This window comes from Chromobacterium sp. W521, from assembly GCF_052805975.1.
This window is the reverse complement of the sequence record NZ_JBRBAF010000007.1, coordinates 222784-239098: the sequence shown is the minus strand read 5'-3', so window position 1 is coordinate 239098 and position 16315 is coordinate 222784. Positions and strand designations below refer to the sequence as shown.

Annotated in this window: 17 protein-coding genes; all 17 read right to left on the bottom strand. The window is 61.2% G+C overall.

Going from position 1 to position 16315, the window contains the following annotated elements; genetic code table 11:
* Positions 1 to 2: 2 nt before the first annotated feature.
* The 17 genes from ACUXV1_RS13150 to ACUXV1_RS13070 all read right to left on the bottom strand — a co-directional run bounded on the left by ACUXV1_RS13150 (position 3) and on the right by ACUXV1_RS13070 (position 16304).
* On the bottom strand, positions 3 to 587 hold the full coding sequence (locus ACUXV1_RS13150; RefSeq protein WP_161524458.1) for a tail fiber assembly protein: 585 nt from the start codon (positions 585 to 587) through the stop codon (positions 3 to 5).
* A gap of 10 nt (positions 588 to 597) precedes the next feature.
* On the bottom strand, positions 598 to 1629 hold the full coding sequence (locus ACUXV1_RS13145; RefSeq protein ID WP_446015585.1) for a phage tail protein: 1032 nt from the start codon (positions 1627 to 1629) through the stop codon (positions 598 to 600).
* A gap of 232 nt (positions 1630 to 1861) precedes the next feature.
* Complete coding sequence (locus tag ACUXV1_RS13140) at positions 1862 to 2863, bottom strand: hypothetical protein (RefSeq protein WP_446015584.1); 1002 nt, start codon at positions 2861 to 2863, stop codon at positions 1862 to 1864.
* A gap of 178 nt (positions 2864 to 3041) precedes the next feature.
* Positions 3042 to 4448, bottom strand: a complete 1407-nt coding sequence (locus ACUXV1_RS13135) for a hypothetical protein (RefSeq protein WP_446015583.1) — start codon at positions 4446 to 4448, stop codon at positions 3042 to 3044.
* 25 nt (positions 4449 to 4473) lie between these two features.
* Positions 4474 to 4635, bottom strand: a complete 162-nt coding sequence (locus ACUXV1_RS13130; protein ID WP_446015582.1) for a hypothetical protein — start codon at positions 4633 to 4635, stop codon at positions 4474 to 4476.
* Between the two features lie 106 nt (positions 4636 to 4741).
* The gene (locus ACUXV1_RS13125; protein WP_043640164.1) at positions 4742 to 5320 is read right to left on the bottom strand and encodes a YmfQ family protein; all 579 of its coding nucleotides are present in this window, start codon (positions 5318 to 5320) and stop codon (positions 4742 to 4744) included.
* Complete coding sequence (locus ACUXV1_RS13120; protein ID WP_446015581.1) at positions 5317 to 6381, bottom strand: baseplate J/gp47 family protein; 1065 nt, start codon at positions 6379 to 6381, stop codon at positions 5317 to 5319. The genes ACUXV1_RS13125 and ACUXV1_RS13120 overlap by 4 nt, the downstream gene beginning before the upstream one ends.
* Entirely contained in the window at positions 6381 to 6731 is a 351-nt protein-coding gene (locus tag ACUXV1_RS13115; RefSeq protein WP_203389372.1) for a phage GP46 family protein, read from the bottom strand. The genes ACUXV1_RS13120 and ACUXV1_RS13115 overlap by 1 nt, the downstream gene beginning before the upstream one ends.
* Positions 6732 to 6908: 177 nt before the next feature.
* A complete protein-coding gene (locus ACUXV1_RS13110) occupies positions 6909 to 7532 on the bottom strand; it encodes a phage baseplate assembly protein V (RefSeq protein ID WP_043640174.1) in 624 nt (207 codons plus the stop codon).
* A gap of 19 nt (positions 7533 to 7551) precedes the next feature.
* The gene (locus tag ACUXV1_RS13105; protein ID WP_446015580.1) at positions 7552 to 8610 is read right to left on the bottom strand and encodes a phage baseplate assembly protein; all 1059 of its coding nucleotides are present in this window, start codon (positions 8608 to 8610) and stop codon (positions 7552 to 7554) included.
* On the bottom strand, positions 8594 to 9901 hold the full coding sequence (locus tag ACUXV1_RS13100; protein WP_446015579.1) for a DNA circularization protein: 1308 nt from the start codon (positions 9899 to 9901) through the stop codon (positions 8594 to 8596). The genes ACUXV1_RS13105 and ACUXV1_RS13100 overlap by 17 nt, the downstream gene beginning before the upstream one ends.
* Complete coding sequence (locus tag ACUXV1_RS13095; RefSeq protein ID WP_446015578.1) at positions 9901 to 11649, bottom strand: Mbeg1-like protein; 1749 nt, start codon at positions 11647 to 11649, stop codon at positions 9901 to 9903. Before ACUXV1_RS13095 ends, ACUXV1_RS13100 begins: the two co-directional genes overlap by 1 nt.
* A gap of 128 nt (positions 11650 to 11777) precedes the next feature.
* Entirely contained in the window at positions 11778 to 12152 is a 375-nt protein-coding gene (locus ACUXV1_RS13090) for a hypothetical protein (RefSeq protein WP_043640192.1), read from the bottom strand.
* Between the two features lie 186 nt (positions 12153 to 12338).
* Positions 12339 to 13760 (bottom strand): phage tail sheath C-terminal domain-containing protein, encoded by a 1422-nt coding sequence (locus tag ACUXV1_RS13085; protein WP_446015577.1) that lies wholly within the window; start codon positions 13758 to 13760, stop codon positions 12339 to 12341.
* Positions 13761 to 13835: 75 nt separating this feature from the next.
* Positions 13836 to 14534: a DUF1834 family protein gene (locus ACUXV1_RS13080; protein WP_446015576.1), complete on the bottom strand. Its 699-nt coding sequence runs from the start codon at positions 14532 to 14534 to the stop codon at positions 13836 to 13838.
* Between the two features lie 116 nt (positions 14535 to 14650).
* Positions 14651 to 15931 carry a tail fiber protein gene (locus ACUXV1_RS13075; protein ID WP_446015575.1) on the bottom strand — a complete coding sequence of 427 codons (1281 nt, stop codon included), beginning with the start codon at positions 15929 to 15931 and terminating at the stop codon, positions 14651 to 14653.
* A gap of 157 nt (positions 15932 to 16088) precedes the next feature.
* A complete protein-coding gene (locus ACUXV1_RS13070; protein ID WP_043640201.1) occupies positions 16089 to 16304 on the bottom strand; it encodes a hypothetical protein in 216 nt (71 codons plus the stop codon).
* Between the last annotated feature and the right edge of the window lie 11 nt (positions 16305 to 16315).

Genomic DNA, 16315 nt, shown 5'->3' with positions numbered 1-16315 from the left:
CCTCAGGCCGGCAGCTTCGGCCAGTCTGCCTCGCTCAACCGCGGCCAAGCGGCCTGCTGCGGCAGGCGCGACAGCTCAACGCAGTAACGCTTCCATGCGCTCAGCAAGCCTTGCTCCTGCGCCGTCGCCAGCCCCAGCTCCTGCGCGTCCTCCAAGGGCCGGCGCTGCGCGTAAGCAGTAGCCAAGCGCTGCTGCAGCTCCTGCTGCGCCTGCGCCGTCAGCGCCGCGCGCTCTGCGTCGGTATCCACTTTCCAGGCTTTCTTGTTCCATACCGCGAAGGCCGGCGGCTCCAGTTCAGTAGCTTGCAGACTATCCGGCGTATCGCCGATTTGCGCCGTCACCGGCAGTGCGCTGGCCTTGCTCCACAGCTTGAGGGCGCGGAAATCCACCGCCAGCTGCCAGCCGCCATCGCGGTAGACCGCTACCTGCCGCTCCCCCGCCTGTGGCGGCTCCTGCTCGGTGGCGTTGGCCGGAATCAACCAGGTTTCCTCAACATCCAGCGGCGACAAGTCCGCCGTGGTGGTGCCCAGATACTCGCCGGTTTCCGGATGGTAGGCGTAGACGGTTTTCTGTTTGCGTTCTTGCATGGCGGTCTCCTTAGTATTTGATGCAGGCGAGCAGGGCGACGTTGCGGGGGCGGGTGGAGCCATAACCCCCTCCCCAACCATTACTGTCCAAGTCATCCGCAACCCCTAGAGCATTCATTTGCGCACGCCGCATTTCATAAAACTCCTTCTTGACCTTATCTGCGCCTAAATCCACATAACCCATGGATATATTGTTATTTGCATGAATCAGGCTCGCGACGCCGACCGAGTCAAGACTTGGGTCAGAAATCGTTAACGTCCCCTTTTGCCATGAGCCAAAAACACGCCCGCTATCCGCTCCGTTGCCATAATCCCAACCCCGAATAAACTCCCCGCGCAAATCCGGAAGATTGAACGTCGTCACACCATCCCCCGCGCCATACGTTGTCCCAATCGCGGCAAACAAGCCGGGATAAGTACTGCGGCTGGCCGGCGAACCATCACACTTCAACCAACCAGGCGGCGCGTAAGGCATCGCAAAGTGACCCACCAGGCCCGGCGCGCCGGACATGGTCAGTAGATTGGTGGTCGGGCCATGCTCGCATTGAGTCAGGTCCACATAAAAACCACGCGATTGTGTTTTACCATTGTCAAACACGCGAAATGCATTGCTGCTGATATCAACGATGACGTCGCCGAGTTGACTGTTCACTTGCGGCGCTTGCAGCATGAACTGCCCGCCTTCCGCCCCGCCTTCCGCCAGGAAACGGGAATTGGGCTGAAAATCCACCCGGCCATTCATCTTGCCGCCGCTCAACGGCAAGGCATCGGTGATGCCGTAGCCAGCCAGCGTATTGGGCTTGCTGTTGCCGCCCCAAGCCAGCTTCTTCAGCGCTTGCAGCAACTGGTCCTTGCGCGCCGGGTCCGCGCTCTGGCCGCTATCGCGGATTACCGTCAACAACTCGTCCTGGCTGGACTGGGCGGCGGACTGGACATTGTTCAGCCATTCCGAGGTCACCACCGTGCCCAGTTCGCCGGTGTAGGGGTTGCCGTCATGAAACAGCCCGTCCGGGCTGTTGATCGGCTTCATCGTATTTTGCATCGCGCTCTCGCTCCATTTACAGGGTTGGCCCGCTGGCCGGGCTGGCGGCTTGGGGCGGACTCCGGGCCGGGCGGGTGATTAGCAAACTACCCGCTGACCTGCTTCGCTAGTGAATCAATACAGTGATTTTGCCGGGAAGCGACGCGCGTCAGCAGTGGACGGATGTCAGTGGTGCGCGGGCAAAAAAAAATGGCAATCCCGTGGGATTGCCATCACTGAAAGCGAAAGTGGTTTACGGCGCGATCGGCGCTTTGTGCACATAGCCAAGATGGTTGCCGGATACGGCCGACGGCAAGGCCAGTTGGAAGATCGAGTTATTCTCGGCATAAACATGGCTGATGCTGTAGCCGCCGCCCCACTCCGCCACCCCGGCCATGTGCACCCAGCCATCACTTGGCGTAATGCGCCTGTTCTCCATGGGCTTGCCATTACGATATTGGCCGTAATCATAGTAGATAGACCCACTGATGCAACGCAGCCAGTTCATAAAAGTGACCGGCCCTTCAGTGCCAACCCCATACGCCATCGCCACCGCCATATTCTTGCCATCAAGCAGTGCCGGCGAATAGGTCAATGCCGCGCAACGCAGTTCCGCAATATGAAACTCATAACCATAACGTTTGTTTCCACGCTCCATTGCATTCAGCAAGTCCAACACCGGCTGTGTCAACTTCGGACCAGGGCCCTCATACGAGCCATTGTCGTGAATGAAGCGCCCCACCGAGCCCACGCTTTGGCTAAATGTAACGTTATGCATAGGCGTGGCAAACGGCGCGGTGATCTGGTTGGTTCTTGCCTGCAAGATGCCCTCCGGCGTGAACGGATCAAAGAAACGGCCGCCATCCGCCAGCAGGTTGCGACGTGGCAGCATGGCCACGGTAATGCCATCCCGAATTCCGTAACCCGCCAGGGTGCTGGCCTTGTCGGCCTTGACCGACACCTCGGCCTTGGTGGCGCCGTCGCTAATGCCGTAGCCCGCCAGCGTGGTGGGCTTGCTATTGCCACCCCAAGCCAATTGCTTCACCGCCTGTAGCAGCTGATCCCTGCGGTTGGCGTCCAGTGTCTGGCCGCTGTCCTTGATCAGCGAGATCAGCTCTTCTTGGGCTGAGCGCGTCGCTAGTTGCAGGTTGTTCAACCAGTCGGCGCTGACAATGGTGCCCAGCTCGCCAGTGGTGGGGTTGCCGTCATGAAACAAAGCGTCCGGCGTGTTGATGGGCTTGAGTGCTTCTTGCATGGAATCGCCTCCCGCGGAAATGAAGAATCGGCCATGGCCGATGACAGGTGTCGTTACTGAAAGGATTGGAGGGGATTTTGCGGGAAGCGCGCATGGGCCGGCAGCCGACAGGTGTCAGTGCCATAGCTGCAAAAAAGCCGCATCCGGAAGGGGTGCGGCTGGCGTGCGCTTGGCCGATTTAACTGAAGCTGAGCACGCTGTTGGCATTGCCCGCCACGCCGCTGGTAGCCGGCGAATATACCGTCGGGCAGCCTGTCGATGCGGCCTTGGTGTCGTAAGCCTCCAAATAACTGGTGCTATAGGTCTCAAACCCCACTTGGCAGTTCTTTGCCCAACCACCATTAATCACCATGGTAGTTCCGCAAAGCGCTCTGAACCCATTGTTGCAGTTTTCCGCAATGGCCATCGGTGCGTAAATCACCCCTGCCCAAACCGCTTGGAAACCCGTATCGCAAGCGAGCGCCTTGCCGCGCCGCCCCTGCGGTAAAGCCGGCACGACTCCGGAACCATGATTCCATATTACAGCACCGGAATGCGCCTCGAAGCCAACTCCGGATTGCTCTACCACACTGCCATCACACCAGAGATACGCGTTGCGAGCGGTGGCAAAGCCGAATCGTACCCCGGTTACCCGCCCCTCGGTGGCCCACGCACGGCTGGTATCCGCACACAACATCCCGTGCGGGTAGGCACTGCGATCATTGGCATCGAGTCGAACGGGTACTTTGGTAAGAGAGTTTTTACCCTCGCCGACGATACTCACGTAATGCAGCTCGCAGTGGGAGCCGCCGCCAACGACAACACCCCACTCCTTAACCTTATTGACCCTCAGCTTGCTGTTACTGAAGCGGGAATTCTGCTCCACTTGCAAGCCGTTGCCCGCCCCTTCTAGCACCAAGGAAGCTTCCGCGCCCCAGACCCAGGAGCCTTCGCCGATATGCAGACAGCGATGGGTCCAGTTGCTTTCGGTGGCTTCGCCTATCAAGTGGAAACCAGAAAACTCGACACCACGAACATTGGTAAACACTACGCCATGGCTATTCTTATCCGCACCCGCCACAAAGCGGATCTGGCAGGCCGAGGGGTTGGCGATATTGCCGCGAATGCGGATGCGGCTGGCGAAGGGCTGGTTGCCCAAACCAATGCCGGTCGATGTGTATTGACCATCGTCCACCTTGATCAGCACGTCGGTCTTCAGGATTTTGCCGTTGAGGCTGTTCCAAGCGCTGGCGATGTCGGCAAACTCGCGGCCGGGGCCCACTTGCAGCTCCTTGTAGCCGTTCATCCCCCAATCGTCGGTCTTCATCGCATCGGAGATGCCATAGCCGGCCAGCGTGGTCGGCTTGCTGGCGCCGCCCCAGGCAATCTGCTGCACCGCCTGCAGCAATTGGTCCTTGCGCGCCGGGTTGGCGCTCTGACCGCTGCTCTTGACCACACTCAGCAGTTCTTCCTGGTTGGCGATGACGGCGGATTGAACATTGTTGAGCCAGTCCGCGCCGACGATGGTGCCCAATTCGCCGCTGCTGGGGTTGCCGTCGTGAAACAGCGCGTCCGGCGTGGGTACGGGCTTGATGACTTCACGCATGAGAATCTCCTATAAGGGTGGGCGATTAGGACGTGAACGCGTTGAATTGCGGCTGGCTGGCCTGGCGCGCCCAGATTTCCTGCTGCGGGTCGAACGACGGGCTGGCGACCACCGGCGCGGCGTCCGCGGCGTGGTCCGTGGTCGATTCGATAGGCTCGGAAGGGAGGATGGACTGGGTGTCTTGCATGAAACGCTCCTGATGATGGGAGAGGAAAGCACAGGCTCCCGCCCGCTGAGGACGGGGCTGTGAGGGGAAGGGGGATACGGCGGGAGGGGCCGCGCGGGAGCGCGGTTTAAGGCTGGTAGGCGAAGTAAACGTGGGTGTGGGCCGGCTTGAGGTCCTTGAACAGGTCTTCCAGCCGCGGATCGCCGAAGGTGGTGAGACGCTCCCCCGCCAGCGACTGGCCGGCGCGGAAGAAGTACGGCCGGGTCTTGGCGCCGAACACGGTGACTTGCCACACCCAGGGGATGTCAGCCGTCCACAGCTGCTGGCCGGCGCGGTTGATGCCGGCGCGGAAGGGCTGCGGCTCGCTGATGGCGATGCGGTAGCCCATGCCGGCCGCCAGCCGGGTGAAGTACGGGATGGACAGGCCGCCGGTTTCCGCCAGCTTGGCCAACACCGCCTGCTGGCGCTGCTGGTAGGGCGCGTCCGTCGGTGGGGTCAGCCCGCAAACCCGCTCCCAGTCCGGCAGCAGGCCTTCGGCCAGCAGCGGCGTGGTGGCGCCCACCAACTGCCGGGCGCTGTTCTGCGCCCGGTCCAGCGCCGCGCCTTCGCTGCCCAGTTCGGCTTGCAGCCGCGGCCCGTCAGGACTGTAGCTGACCGGCGGCAGCAAACGCGTCAGTAGTTCGCTATGCGGGGTTTGCGGGCTCATTGCATCCCCTTCACCGTGAGTTTGCCCAGGCGCAGCCATTCCACCGTTGTTTCGTTTACCGTCGGCTCGATATTGACGCCGGGCGACAGCAGTTGGCGGTCCACCACGCCGGGCAGGTCGGAGATCAAGGCTTCCAGCCTGCTCTTGTACAGCTTGCTGCCGGGGGCCAGGCTGGAGAAGTGGGCGGCCAACACCTGGCGCAGCGGTTCGGTAAGCGCCTGGAGCGTGGTGCCGTCCACCGCCAGCCCCACTTCAATGTCCACCGGCCGCGGCGTGGGCGCCAGCACCAGGCAGTTTTTGGCGGTGACGGGGCGCAGGTCTTCAATATGGGCTTGCACCGCGGCCAGGGTGTCGGCCGAAGGCAGGCTGTTCTGGGCTGTGATCACCACGTCCACGGTGCCTAGGCCTCGGCGCAGCGGATAGACGTAGGCGGCGGACACGCCCGGCACTTCCTGCGCCCAGCGGCGGTAATCGTGGCGGTTGCCGCCCGCCGGCGGACGACGGATCAGTTCCAACAGCCGCGCCAGCAGGGCGGCGTCGTCCTCTTCGTCCACGCCGCCGTCCATGTTGACGAAGCTGACGCGGCTGGCCAGGCCGCTGGGCGCGGCCATCAGTTCGGCAACCGTGCCGGCCGGCACGTTGCCGGCCAGGCCGGGCAGATCGGCAGCCACCGCCACGCGGGCCTGGCCATCCACGTCCAACTGGCCTCCGGCCTGAGTGGTGTAGAGCTGCTCGCCCAGCCGTACTTTCAGGCCGGCGGCGAAACCCGCGCCGGGATTGCCGCTCAGTTGCAACAGGCCCTTGGCCGCCACCGGCGGCTTGCGGCTGAGGCCCCGCACACGGGCGTGCTGTTCCAGATAGTCGCGGTCGGCGCTGTCCGGAAAGATCTGGCGGGCGATCCAGCTTTGATGCTGGTACAAGCCTTCCACCGCGCTGGCGACCGAACTGGCGCGCACGTAGAAATCGCTGTCGGGGCCGACGTCGGCGTCGGCGCGCAGGTTTTGCAGATCACGCAGCAGCGCGCCGCGTATGGTTTCAAAATCCGGGGTGGACAGGGGCATCAGGCTATCCTCACGTGGTGTTGGAAATGTCGGGTCAGGCCGCCGGCCTCTTCCACTTCGACCAACAGCAGCAAGCGGCCGCTGCCGGGACGCTGCGCCTCAACGCCGACACGGCGAGCGCGGCCGTCGCGCAATAGCGGCTGCAAGGCTTGCTCGGCGTATTGGCAGGCCAGCAGGTCGATCTGGCTGCTGTCCTTGCTGCGGGACAACAGGTGCAGGCGGGAACCGAGTTCGGGATCGGCCCACCAACCACCCAGCGGGGTCATCAACCTCAGGTAGACGGCGTTGGCCAGGGTGTCGGTGGCGCCGCCGGCGTAATCGCCGGTAATGGGGTCCAATAGAGGGTCCATGGCGTTATTTTCCGGGTTTGAAAGGATTGGGGATAAGGGACGCGGGTCAGTGCCGGCAGGTGTTCCACCAAGCGATATCAACGGCGCTCTTGGTGAAAACGGCAGAAGAAACTGAATGCATGTAGGGTAAGTTTTCAACGCTGTATCGCTAACGCGCAGCAGATCGTAAACAGGTTCTTACAACGGCGGACTGGTCGTACCATGCACGCCGTTATGCTGGTGGCCCACCAGACTCTTGCCTCCAGCCACCACGTCGCCGCTCACGGTGACGCTGCCCTTGACGCTGGCGCCGTTGCCGCCCTGAATGGCCATCCCGCCGTTGCCGTTGATCTGGCCTTGGGCCACCAGCTGGGCGCTGGTGCTGAGCGTGGGGGTGGTGAAGCTGGCTTGTTCACTGGCGTTGACCTGCCAGTTCTTGCAACGCAGGCTGAAGGTGTCGCACTCCACCTCGATCAAGCGGCCACGCTTGAGCACGATCTTGCTGCCTTCGTCGCTGTACAGCGCCACTTCGCCGGGTTTGAGCTGTTTCAGCCGGTAGCTGCCGTGCTCGGTGGCGATCACCACGCCGTGACTGCTGCGCCCGCCCAAGGGCAGCACTACCGCCATGCTGCCCGGCGGCGGATTGGCGCTGTAGCCGTAGTGTTGAAACAGTTCGGCGTCCTGCAACTGCTCGCCGGCCAAGGCGTCGGCCTGCACTGTTTGCACATCGCCGGCGCTGTCCACGCGGGTGAGCACCGCGCGAAAGCCTTGCCTCACATTGCTGAAGGCGCGGCGGATTCTTTGGTCTACGTCATTCCACATCGTTTCAACCTTTCTATCGTCAGCGTTTGCGCATCGCCGGCAGCCAGCGGCCGTCCTCTTTCAGCGTCAGCCGGGTGGTGCAGCCCTGCCCGCGCCCGCCGCTGAAGGTGCGCGCCATCAGGAAATAAGTGCCGCCCTTGATGCCGTGCGGCTCGCTTTCCACCTGGATGCGCTGCCCGGGGGTCCACAACTCGCCGGCGCTGTTGCGGTGGCCGGCCACAGTGGCGCTGAGGGTGTAGCCGGCCAGCCGCGCGTCGGCCAGCATCTTGTCCGCGCGCGCCGCCAGTTCCGCCGGGTTGGCGGCATCCGGCTCCACCACGATGCGCGGTTTGTGATAGCGGACATCCGGGTCCGCGGACTGGTGCTTGAGGTCGTGTCTGCCCGGGGTCAAGGCCTGACGGTGGCCCTGGCCCAGCAGGGTTAGCTGCGAGTAGCGCGGCGCGTGGGAGCGGGTTTCCGTCAGGCTGAGCACATTGTTACCCTTGCCGTCGCGGCGCAAGATCAGCTTGGCCTTGGCCGGCGCGCTGTAATCCGGGCCGCCCACCACCAGAGTGCCGTCCGGATCGAACCAGGCGGCGAGGCCGTTGGCCGCCGCAGCGCGGGTGAGCACGTCCCAGGCGCTGTTGCCCGGATCCACGCTGATTTTCTCGATCTGGCCATTGCCCTTGGCGTCCACGCGCAGGCGGCTGACGCCCAGCGGCTTGATCACGTTCTCCAGCACATCGCTCAACGTCATGCCCTTGCCGGTAAGCAACGGCGCGCTGCAGTCCAGCAACATGCCGGCCAGGTCCCGGCCCGACAGCGTCAGCTGATGGCTGCCGGCGCTTATGCTGTGGCTGATGTCGTCCACGCGCCCCAGCAGCACGACGTTCGCGCCCACCAGCACTTTGACCTCGGCGCCGGGCTCCACCGCCGGCGGCACCTCGCCGCCGGGCAGGCCCAGCGACACCTGCCAGGCGTCGGCGGCCACGGTCAGATCGGAATCGATGCTGTACTGGGTCCAGTAACGATGGGTCTTGCCGGCGATCTGCAGACTGACCTCGTTTTTGTCCGACGCGGGCTTAGCGGGCGTAGCCATGGATCAGCTCTCCTGCTTGCAGATGGTTGGGATGCGCCAGCTGCGGATTCAAGCGCAGCAGTTCAGCGGCGCGGCCGCTGTCGCCGTACCACAGGTGGGCCAACTGACGCAGATTGGCGGCGGACTCCACTTTACGGGTAACGATGGGCGGTTTGGCGGCCACCAGGCCGGCGGCGCTGCGTTGCACCTGCAGGCCCAAATCCCGCAGGCTTTCAATCACCTGGCGCGCGTCCTCGCCCGGCAGCGCCTTGCGCCATTGCTCTATGGTTTGCTGCAGCGTGGCGCGCACGTCGCCCGCCACTTGCTCCAGCGCCGGCGGCGTCAACGTGGGTTGTGCGGCTTCCGAGCGGAACAGGTCGGCGGCGGCGTTCGCCATTGAGGTGGATACCGTTAGTTTGAGCATGGCGTCGATGCGAATCTCGTCCTCGGTCCATACTTCCAGCGCCTTGCCGGCTTGGTTCAAGGTATCGGACGCGCGGCCGATTTTCTTGGACACGCCGTTGAGCCTGTCCTTCATCGCGTTCCAATCAGCCAGAGTGGCCTGCGGCAGCTTGGCTTCCGCCTCCCACTTCAGGCCCGGCCAGATATCCAGTTTGACTCCAAAACGCCAATTGGCGACCTCGTCCACCAAGGACGTCACCTGGCCGATGAAGGCTTGCGGGTAGGCCAACAAGTCCACCACCTGGGCAATGCCTTGCTGCGCCATGCCGGCAAGTTGCCGCACGGTGTCGCTCAAGCGCACGCGCAGCGCGCCCAGGCGAGTCAAGGCGGTATTGGCGTTTTGCAACAGGCCCTGAGCCTTGGCGAAGGCCTCGCCGCCCAAACTGCGCGCCTTGGCCGCCAAGGCGCTGATGGCCTCTACCTGCTGCAGGGGGTGCTGGCTGGCGAAAAAGGGATTGCCCGGCGTGGCCTCCACCCAGTTCACTTCCACGGTGCAGGAGTCCGGCGCGTCGGCCTCGTGACTGATCTGGTAATCCAGCACCTGGGCCTTGGGCATGCTGCCAAATACCGGGTGAATCAATTCGCCCGGCCCAGCCTGGTCCAGCGCGGCGACAAAGTCACGTAGCCGCTGCTGATAATCGCGGCCCCAGAAGAAGACGCTAAGCGATACCTTGCGCGCCTTGCGGCCCAGGTCTTCTACGTCGGCGCCGTCCAGATAAGGGTATTCGTGCATCGCCTGGTCTCGCTGGGCGCTGTCCACGCTGCGCAGGCATTCAAAGCGCACACCACGAAAACTGGCGTCCACCAGCGCGCCGGCGGCGGAGCCGGTAAACAGACCGAGATTGAACATCAGCTTCTCCTTTGTTGTTGGCTATTGGCGGCGTTGACGGCGGCGACGATATTGCCGTTTTGGACGTCGACGGTGACTTGGATGGGTTGGGACAGCACGCTGCTGAGCTGAGCCAGGGTAGATTGGAGCTGGCTCAGAAGCGCTTGTAATGCAGGGATCTCTTGATCTACCTTTGCCGCCATTGCCGTGGAATTGCCTCCCTTAACAGCATTTACAGCCTCCAGGCTTGGAGTCGCACTTTTATTTGCCGCAATGGCTTTGCCGGCTGCAGGTTTGTTCCCCGCAGGCTTGGGCGTCACAGCCTTAGCTGGCTTGCCAACTGAAGCCGGTGGCTTAACGATTTCATCAGACTGTTTCGATGGCTTTTGCTCTATCGATTTATGGCCGTTAGAAGAAACTTCGATTCTTCCTTGTTTAAAGCCTTCTACCTTTTTCATGCCATCTAGCAAAGCTTCAAACTCGTCGGGCTTCAGATCCTTAATCTTTTTCCCATGTAAATCCAAGTTCCGACTTGCAGCCAACTTATGAATATTTTTTGCATAAGCAGCCACATCTGCCGTTCCTGAGTAATCGGAAATTGCATATTTTGGCAACATTTGCTCAATGGTTTTATTACCATGTTGTCTAGTCAACAATTGAGACTTCGCTGCACGTCCAGCGGCCTCTGTTTCAAAGATGGCATTCCCCCACTGATCAAGGTCTATTACACCCTGATAGCGTTTACTTGCATCCGATAGGGCTTGTTTTTTTCTGCGCTTACTCTTATCTGTTTTATCAGCGCTCCCGGCATAACCGAATTTCAGGTTACCGGGGTTATTATTACGCCATGAGACAGTGCCATCACTTCTGGTTTGCACTGAGCCATCTTTCATTTGATAAGTTCGAGTCTTACCAACGCTGGAAAGCAAGCCGGCAATAGTTTGAGACTCACGACTATTTCCTGACCTTGTCACGCCAGTTTTAGATGAGGCGTCAGCTTCTTTTTTTATTGCAGCAATAGGTTTTTTTTCTTTCCCAGCCAAAATATTAAGCTGCTCTGACACATGATCAGAAGAGTGTCTATTCTCAACTTGGTCAATAGCAGCACTTAGCAGTTGGCCTGTCACCCCCCCTACAATAGCGCCTGGTATTTTTTGCTTCCAGGACATCTCTGCTTTCGGCAACGTAATTTTTGACCCTAGATGCGGCCCAGTCAAACCAGAAACGGCACTACCATCAACCACATAGTTTTTAAACGTCTTCGGCATGCCTTTCCCTACTGCAGGCAAGCCCAAACTCTTATTCTTTTCTTTATACTGCGGAGTTTTAACCACAGCACCTGCAGCAGCAGGATCTATCGTTGCTCCATCAAAGCCAAAAGATTGGGATACTGCTTGTGCAATTGCGCCACCTAAAGAGTGTCCTGTTACTAGAATATTTGCATTTTCCCCAGCTTCTTTTTTTATCTGCTGCGCAAAATCCATTCCCTGGCGAAATTGTTCATCATAACGTCCACGTGCAATGTTTAAATCAGCTCCTGACACATCTCCTAAATCATCTGTTCCACGGTATGCAATCACTATTTGACCATCATTTTTATTACGAAACGAGACAGCGGCGAAGGAACCCTCTACTTTAGGCCATAGATTTAGCTCCCAATCTTTAAACTTCGGATCGCTTGCTAGCGCTTTAACAATGGTTTCTTCATCCTTGTAGGCTAGTTTAGAAAACTCTCCGAGCAATGCATCGTTTCTAACAGATGAAGTCATTTAACCCCCAAGCATAGCCATGGCAAGCCCATGTTTGGACTTGATATTTAGAAGTACTGAAGCGCGTAGAATAAGCCGGCGCGGTGGAAAAAATTCCACCGGCCAAGCTAAACAGTTACTTCATTTAATTACTCAATGATTTTACGCAGCGACAACAGCTTGATATCGCGACGCGCTTCGCTTTCCACGCCGTATTTTTCGCCCACTTCCAGCGTGAAGCAGTCCAGGTAACTGGTGCGCTTGCCGCCTGGCGCCGCGGGGAACTCGGTCAGCTTGGCGCCTTCGATCGCTTCCCAGTCCAGCTCGCCGGACAGCGGGATGGAGACGGTGACGGACAGCTCGTATTCCGAGATGCCGCGCGCGAAGCCGCGGGCGCGGCCGCTGCTGTTCATGGTTTTCACCAGCTTGCGGCCGGTCTTGCTGCTGACGTTCAGATCAATGACGTCGATTTCCTGGCCGTTGACTTCCAGTACGATCGAACCTGCGTATTCTTTCAAAGCCATGTGAATGTCCTTTTCGGTTTCATGTGGGCGGCCCGGCCGGTTTGCCGGCGGGCAGCCGGATCAAGCGTTAACGGGGAAAACTTGGTCCGCTCGGGTAAAAGCGCAGGGGTCAGCCGCGCCGCCGCGGACCGTAGGTTTACTACGGCAAGGCGCCGCAGAGCATCCGGCGCGTTTACCCCGCGCCGCTTACAGCAGCAGATCGATGCGGCCGGCGAACACATGCAGGCCGTTGACCACGTCCACCGGGATCTTGGCGTCCAGACGGTTCACGTCTTGCGCGTCGCGCTCGACGATCAGGCCGTCCTTGTTCGCTTCCACCGCCTCGATGATTTCCAGCTCTTCCAGCTTGTAGAGCACGTCCAGCAGCTCAGAGCGGACCTTGGACGGGGTGCGGTCGGACAGCTTCTCGCGCGGGAAACGCAAGGCCACGCGTTCGCGGCAGGCGCGGCGCACGTAGTCCAGGGTGCGGATAGTGGTCAGATCCAGCAGCGACACATCGTCCACACCCTGGGCGTCCTTGGTGTAAGTGCTGATGGAGCGCACGATCTGCACGCGTTCGCCCGGGCCCACTTCCAGCGGAGTCACGCCGTTGTAGAGTGCGTTTTCCTGCTCGGTGCGGCTGGTGCGGGTGGCCAGTTCCACTACGTCCAGGCCTTTGAGCTCCAGAGTATTCAACGGACGGGCCGGATCTTCCTCGCTGGCGATCACCGCGGCGTAAGCGGCGGCCAATTCGCCCGGCAGCTTGGCGGAACCGCGATACCAGGCGGCGCTCACGCGGCCGCTGGCCAGTTTGGACGCGACGGCGCTGACTTCCGACAGCGCGCCGACGGCGCCGACCACGCCGATGGCGCCGCGTTGCTCCATCGGGCCGGACACGAAGTCCAGATGGGTGCACAGCGCGGTGAAGGCGGCGTCGTTATTGAACGGGTTGACCACGATGTGGTGGCCGCCGCTGACCACGGCAGCCAGCGCCGGAGCGATGTCCGGATCGGCTGCGCCGCCCTTCATCGCGCCCACGGTGATGCCAAGACCGGCAATCTGTTCCTGCGCTTTCAGCGTGATGGCGTTGCCTGCGGCGCCCTTGTGACGGGCGGTGAGGGTCAGCACTTCCTTGGCGACGGCGGCGGTCACCGGCAAATCCGCCAACTTATCTACAGCGGCCTTGGCGGCGGCGGCGATTTTGGCGGCGTCGTCGCCGGCGGCCACGGCCACGTCGATACGGCGGCCGCCGATAAACAGGCTGGCCACGCCGGCGCCGGTGGCCGGGCCGGTAAAGGTGAAGGTGCCGACGGCGGCGGCGGCGCTGTCGGCGTCGTCAACCGCGATCACGCTCAGTTGCAGATAGGGGTTGGCGTTGATGGCGGCGCGGGCCAGCAGGTGGGCGTAGGAGCCGCGGCCGAAAGCCTGGGCGGCCTGCTCGTCGCTGAACACGTCCAGCGCGGCCAGAGCCGGCTGAGCGGCGTCGGCGAAACGCTGGCCGATCACCAGTACGCGTTGCGGGTTGCCCGGCAGGGTGCGCACCGCCAGCTTGGTGTTGAACTCAAAGTATTTACCCGGCTTGCGGATGGACGCCGGAATCTGGTCGAAGCTGATGTTGGGGCTGGCCATAAAGTATGGGCTCCTGATTGATGCGGTTGGGGAAAAGTCGCCGCGCCGGACGGCGCGACGGGATGCTGCGAAAAATCAACTAACGGGCGGCTTGGGCTGCAGCACGACATCCTGGGCTTTGACGCCCGGCTTGCCGTCCAAGCGATAATCCAGCCGGGTGCTGCGCCATTCGGCGGCGGTGCCTTCCAGCCGACCGCCAAAGCGGGCGAACAACTGGTCCGGATCGGCCTCGCCCTGAGGCGACGGCCAATGGCCGTTGTCCAGCGCTTCGTCCAGCCAGTGAGTGGCGAAATCGCAGGCCACCAGGCTCCACGGTTCGCCGTCCCGCTGCGCCTGGCCCAGAGGGCGCACTTGCTCGGGCATCAAGGGCGACACCGCCAGGCCGAAATCCTGGGCCGCCAGCAAGCGGCGCACCGCGTAAACCAGCTGCCAGACGCCGGCGCCGGCGTAGCCGCGATCCGCCTGCAGCCGATCTCCGACAATGACGGTGAAACGGGCCTGGGTCTTGTAGCGCTGGCGTTGGCTGGCCGAGGGCTGGCAGGAGGTGACGCCGCCGGCTACGGTCCACAAGGCCGGCAAGCGCGCCAGCGCCTGCGGATTCAGGCCCGGACTGCCCGCCGCCGGCGTCAGCCGGCTTTGGTGACGGCCTTGCGCCAGATCCAGCCCGCAGAGCCCGGTTTCGTCCAAGTCGGCCGCCACTTCGCGCACCATGCGGCCTAGACCCTGGCGCAGGCGGTCGGCGATGGCGTCTTGCAGTTGGATCAGCTGGGACATGATTTCCTCAATGATTCATCGGTTTATCGATAAGGCTATTGTCTCGCGCCCGCGGTTGTGGGCTTAGCTGAGCGATGTCAGTGGAATGGGCTAGCCGCAGGCGCGGCCGGGGAGGATCAGGCCTTGATGCAGGCCAAGAGGGCTATGTTGCGCGGGCGAGCTGCGCCGACCGAGCTGACGTAGTTGCTCAGCGCGCCCTTGACGCCGGTTACGTAGTGCATTTCCAGGCCTGGGTAGCCCGCCAGATCTGGAACATCCGCGCCGAAGGCGGCAGTGCCGGCGGCAGCCTGCCCTGCGCCCACATTGGTGCTGATGTTGTAGAGCTCGTTGTCGCTGAAGTACTCGTTGGCTGCGACCAGTGTGCCTTTCTGCGCACTGCCGAGCTTGCGAGCCAGATCCACGCCGCGCCCATCATCCCAGCCGCGGATGAACTCGCCACGCAGGTCGGGCAGTTGAAACAGCTCCGTGAGTTCAGGGCGAGAGGAGCCGGTCTGCTCGCTAGGCGGAGTGAACTCGACCAGATAGCGGCATTTCTTGGAGATCATCCAATCCTGGAAGTAGCCGCCGGCAGAGTCGGCGTAAACCGGGTCGTGACCATCTACTGAAAACACAATGGTGTTGTCCGGAATATTGACCTTCAGCTCAGTCTTCAAGCTCCACACCAGCTTGCCGTCGACAAAGAGTCGATAGGTCGCGCCGTCGTAACACAGCGCGATGTGGTACCAGCGGGTCTCGGGAAAAGTATTGGCCAGGCCCTGCACGCCTTCACAGATGAAACCGGAGCCTGGGCCGGCCAGCCAAACCATTGGTGCCTTGGTCTGCGAGTGGATACCTAGGCCGATCTCACCCCAAGGCGCCGAAGCGTTCATGCCGAAGATCCAATTGGGATGACCGGTGAACATCGGGTAATGCCAGCCTTCAATGGTGAAAGCATCCGGGTTGAACTTGCTTTGTACAGTGAAACGGGCGTAATTGCCCTTGGCCTTGGTTTGCAGACTGGTTTTACCGAATTTGCTTTGCTCGGAGCTCAGGCTCGCGGAGCCTACCAGCACCGCCTCTTTACCGCTGACCAGATCGATCAGTTTGTTGCGATCGTCAAACTTGAGCAGCGCTTGGATATCCGCGTCCATTTCCTTATTAGCGAACATGTCGCCAATGGCTTGGTACAAGGACGCGTACTGCTGTTTGGACACCAGCGTGCCATCCGCCTTGAGCCAGCCTGCCGGTGCTTCCTTTCGGGCGAAATACTGGATGGCGCCGCTCGGAACCGAAGCGCCCGAGTTTGCGCCGTCGTTGCAGCAGCCCTGATTCATTTCGATACGCACGGGGTTGGTTTCAGCTTGCCCCAGGACATTGACCTGGAATTGCGGTTTGATACAGACAGTCGTGTTCGACATCTGATTCTCCTTCTCTGGGTTAATTGAATACGTTGAAGAATCGGCATCGCGCCTTGGTGTTGTTACCGACTTGAAGCGCGTGGATGAGGATAGGAAAATGGCTTGGAATCGGCGTCGAAATGCTCGTGCCGCATTTGCGCCAAAGCTGTTTGCAAGCTCAGTGGATCAAGCGCTTGAGAAATTCCCCCAGCAGCGTCACAGCCAACGCGGACAAAGCGCCGGACATGGCGCCGCTGCGCGCGGCCTGCACTTCGACGTCTCGCAGGCGGCCATCCAGTTCTTCCAGTTTTTTGTCTTGTTTGGCGAGGTGCGCCACGATCATGTCGAGCTTGCCTTCTATGCGGCCCAGGGCCATCAGATTGTCATGTTCCACGTGAAACCCAC

Coding starts and splice junctions, on each gene's coding strand:
- ACUXV1_RS13150 (WP_161524458.1), bottom strand. CDS start 587: ATGCAAGAACGCAAACAGAAAACCGTCTACGCCTACCATCCGGAAACC.
- ACUXV1_RS13145 (WP_446015585.1), bottom strand. CDS start 1,629: ATGCAAAATACGATGAAGCCGATCAACAGCCCGGACGGGCTGTTTCAT.
- ACUXV1_RS13140 (WP_446015584.1), bottom strand. CDS start 2,863: ATGCAAGAAGCACTCAAGCCCATCAACACGCCGGACGCTTTGTTTCAT.
- ACUXV1_RS13135 (WP_446015583.1), bottom strand. CDS start 4,448: ATGCGTGAAGTCATCAAGCCCGTACCCACGCCGGACGCGCTGTTTCAC.
- ACUXV1_RS13130 (WP_446015582.1), bottom strand. CDS start 4,635: ATGCAAGACACCCAGTCCATCCTCCCTTCCGAGCCTATCGAATCGACC.
- ACUXV1_RS13125 (WP_043640164.1), bottom strand. CDS start 5,320: ATGAGCCCGCAAACCCCGCATAGCGAACTACTGACGCGTTTGCTGCCG.
- ACUXV1_RS13120 (WP_446015581.1), bottom strand. CDS start 6,381: ATGCCCCTGTCCACCCCGGATTTTGAAACCATACGCGGCGCGCTGCTG.
- ACUXV1_RS13115 (WP_203389372.1), bottom strand. CDS start 6,731: ATGGACCCTCTATTGGACCCCATTACCGGCGATTACGCCGGCGGCGCC.
- ACUXV1_RS13110 (WP_043640174.1), bottom strand. CDS start 7,532: ATGTGGAATGACGTAGACCAAAGAATCCGCCGCGCCTTCAGCAATGTG.
- ACUXV1_RS13105 (WP_446015580.1), bottom strand. CDS start 8,610: ATGGCTACGCCCGCTAAGCCCGCGTCGGACAAAAACGAGGTCAGTCTG.
- ACUXV1_RS13100 (WP_446015579.1), bottom strand. CDS start 9,901: ATGTTCAATCTCGGTCTGTTTACCGGCTCCGCCGCCGGCGCGCTGGTG.
- ACUXV1_RS13095 (WP_446015578.1), bottom strand. CDS start 11,649: ATGACTTCATCTGTTAGAAACGATGCATTGCTCGGAGAGTTTTCTAAA.
- ACUXV1_RS13090 (WP_043640192.1), bottom strand. CDS start 12,152: ATGGCTTTGAAAGAATACGCAGGTTCGATCGTACTGGAAGTCAACGGC.
- ACUXV1_RS13085 (WP_446015577.1), bottom strand. CDS start 13,760: ATGGCCAGCCCCAACATCAGCTTCGACCAGATTCCGGCGTCCATCCGC.
- ACUXV1_RS13080 (WP_446015576.1), bottom strand. CDS start 14,534: ATGTCCCAGCTGATCCAACTGCAAGACGCCATCGCCGACCGCCTGCGC.
- ACUXV1_RS13075 (WP_446015575.1), bottom strand. CDS start 15,931: ATGTCGAACACGACTGTCTGTATCAAACCGCAATTCCAGGTCAATGTC.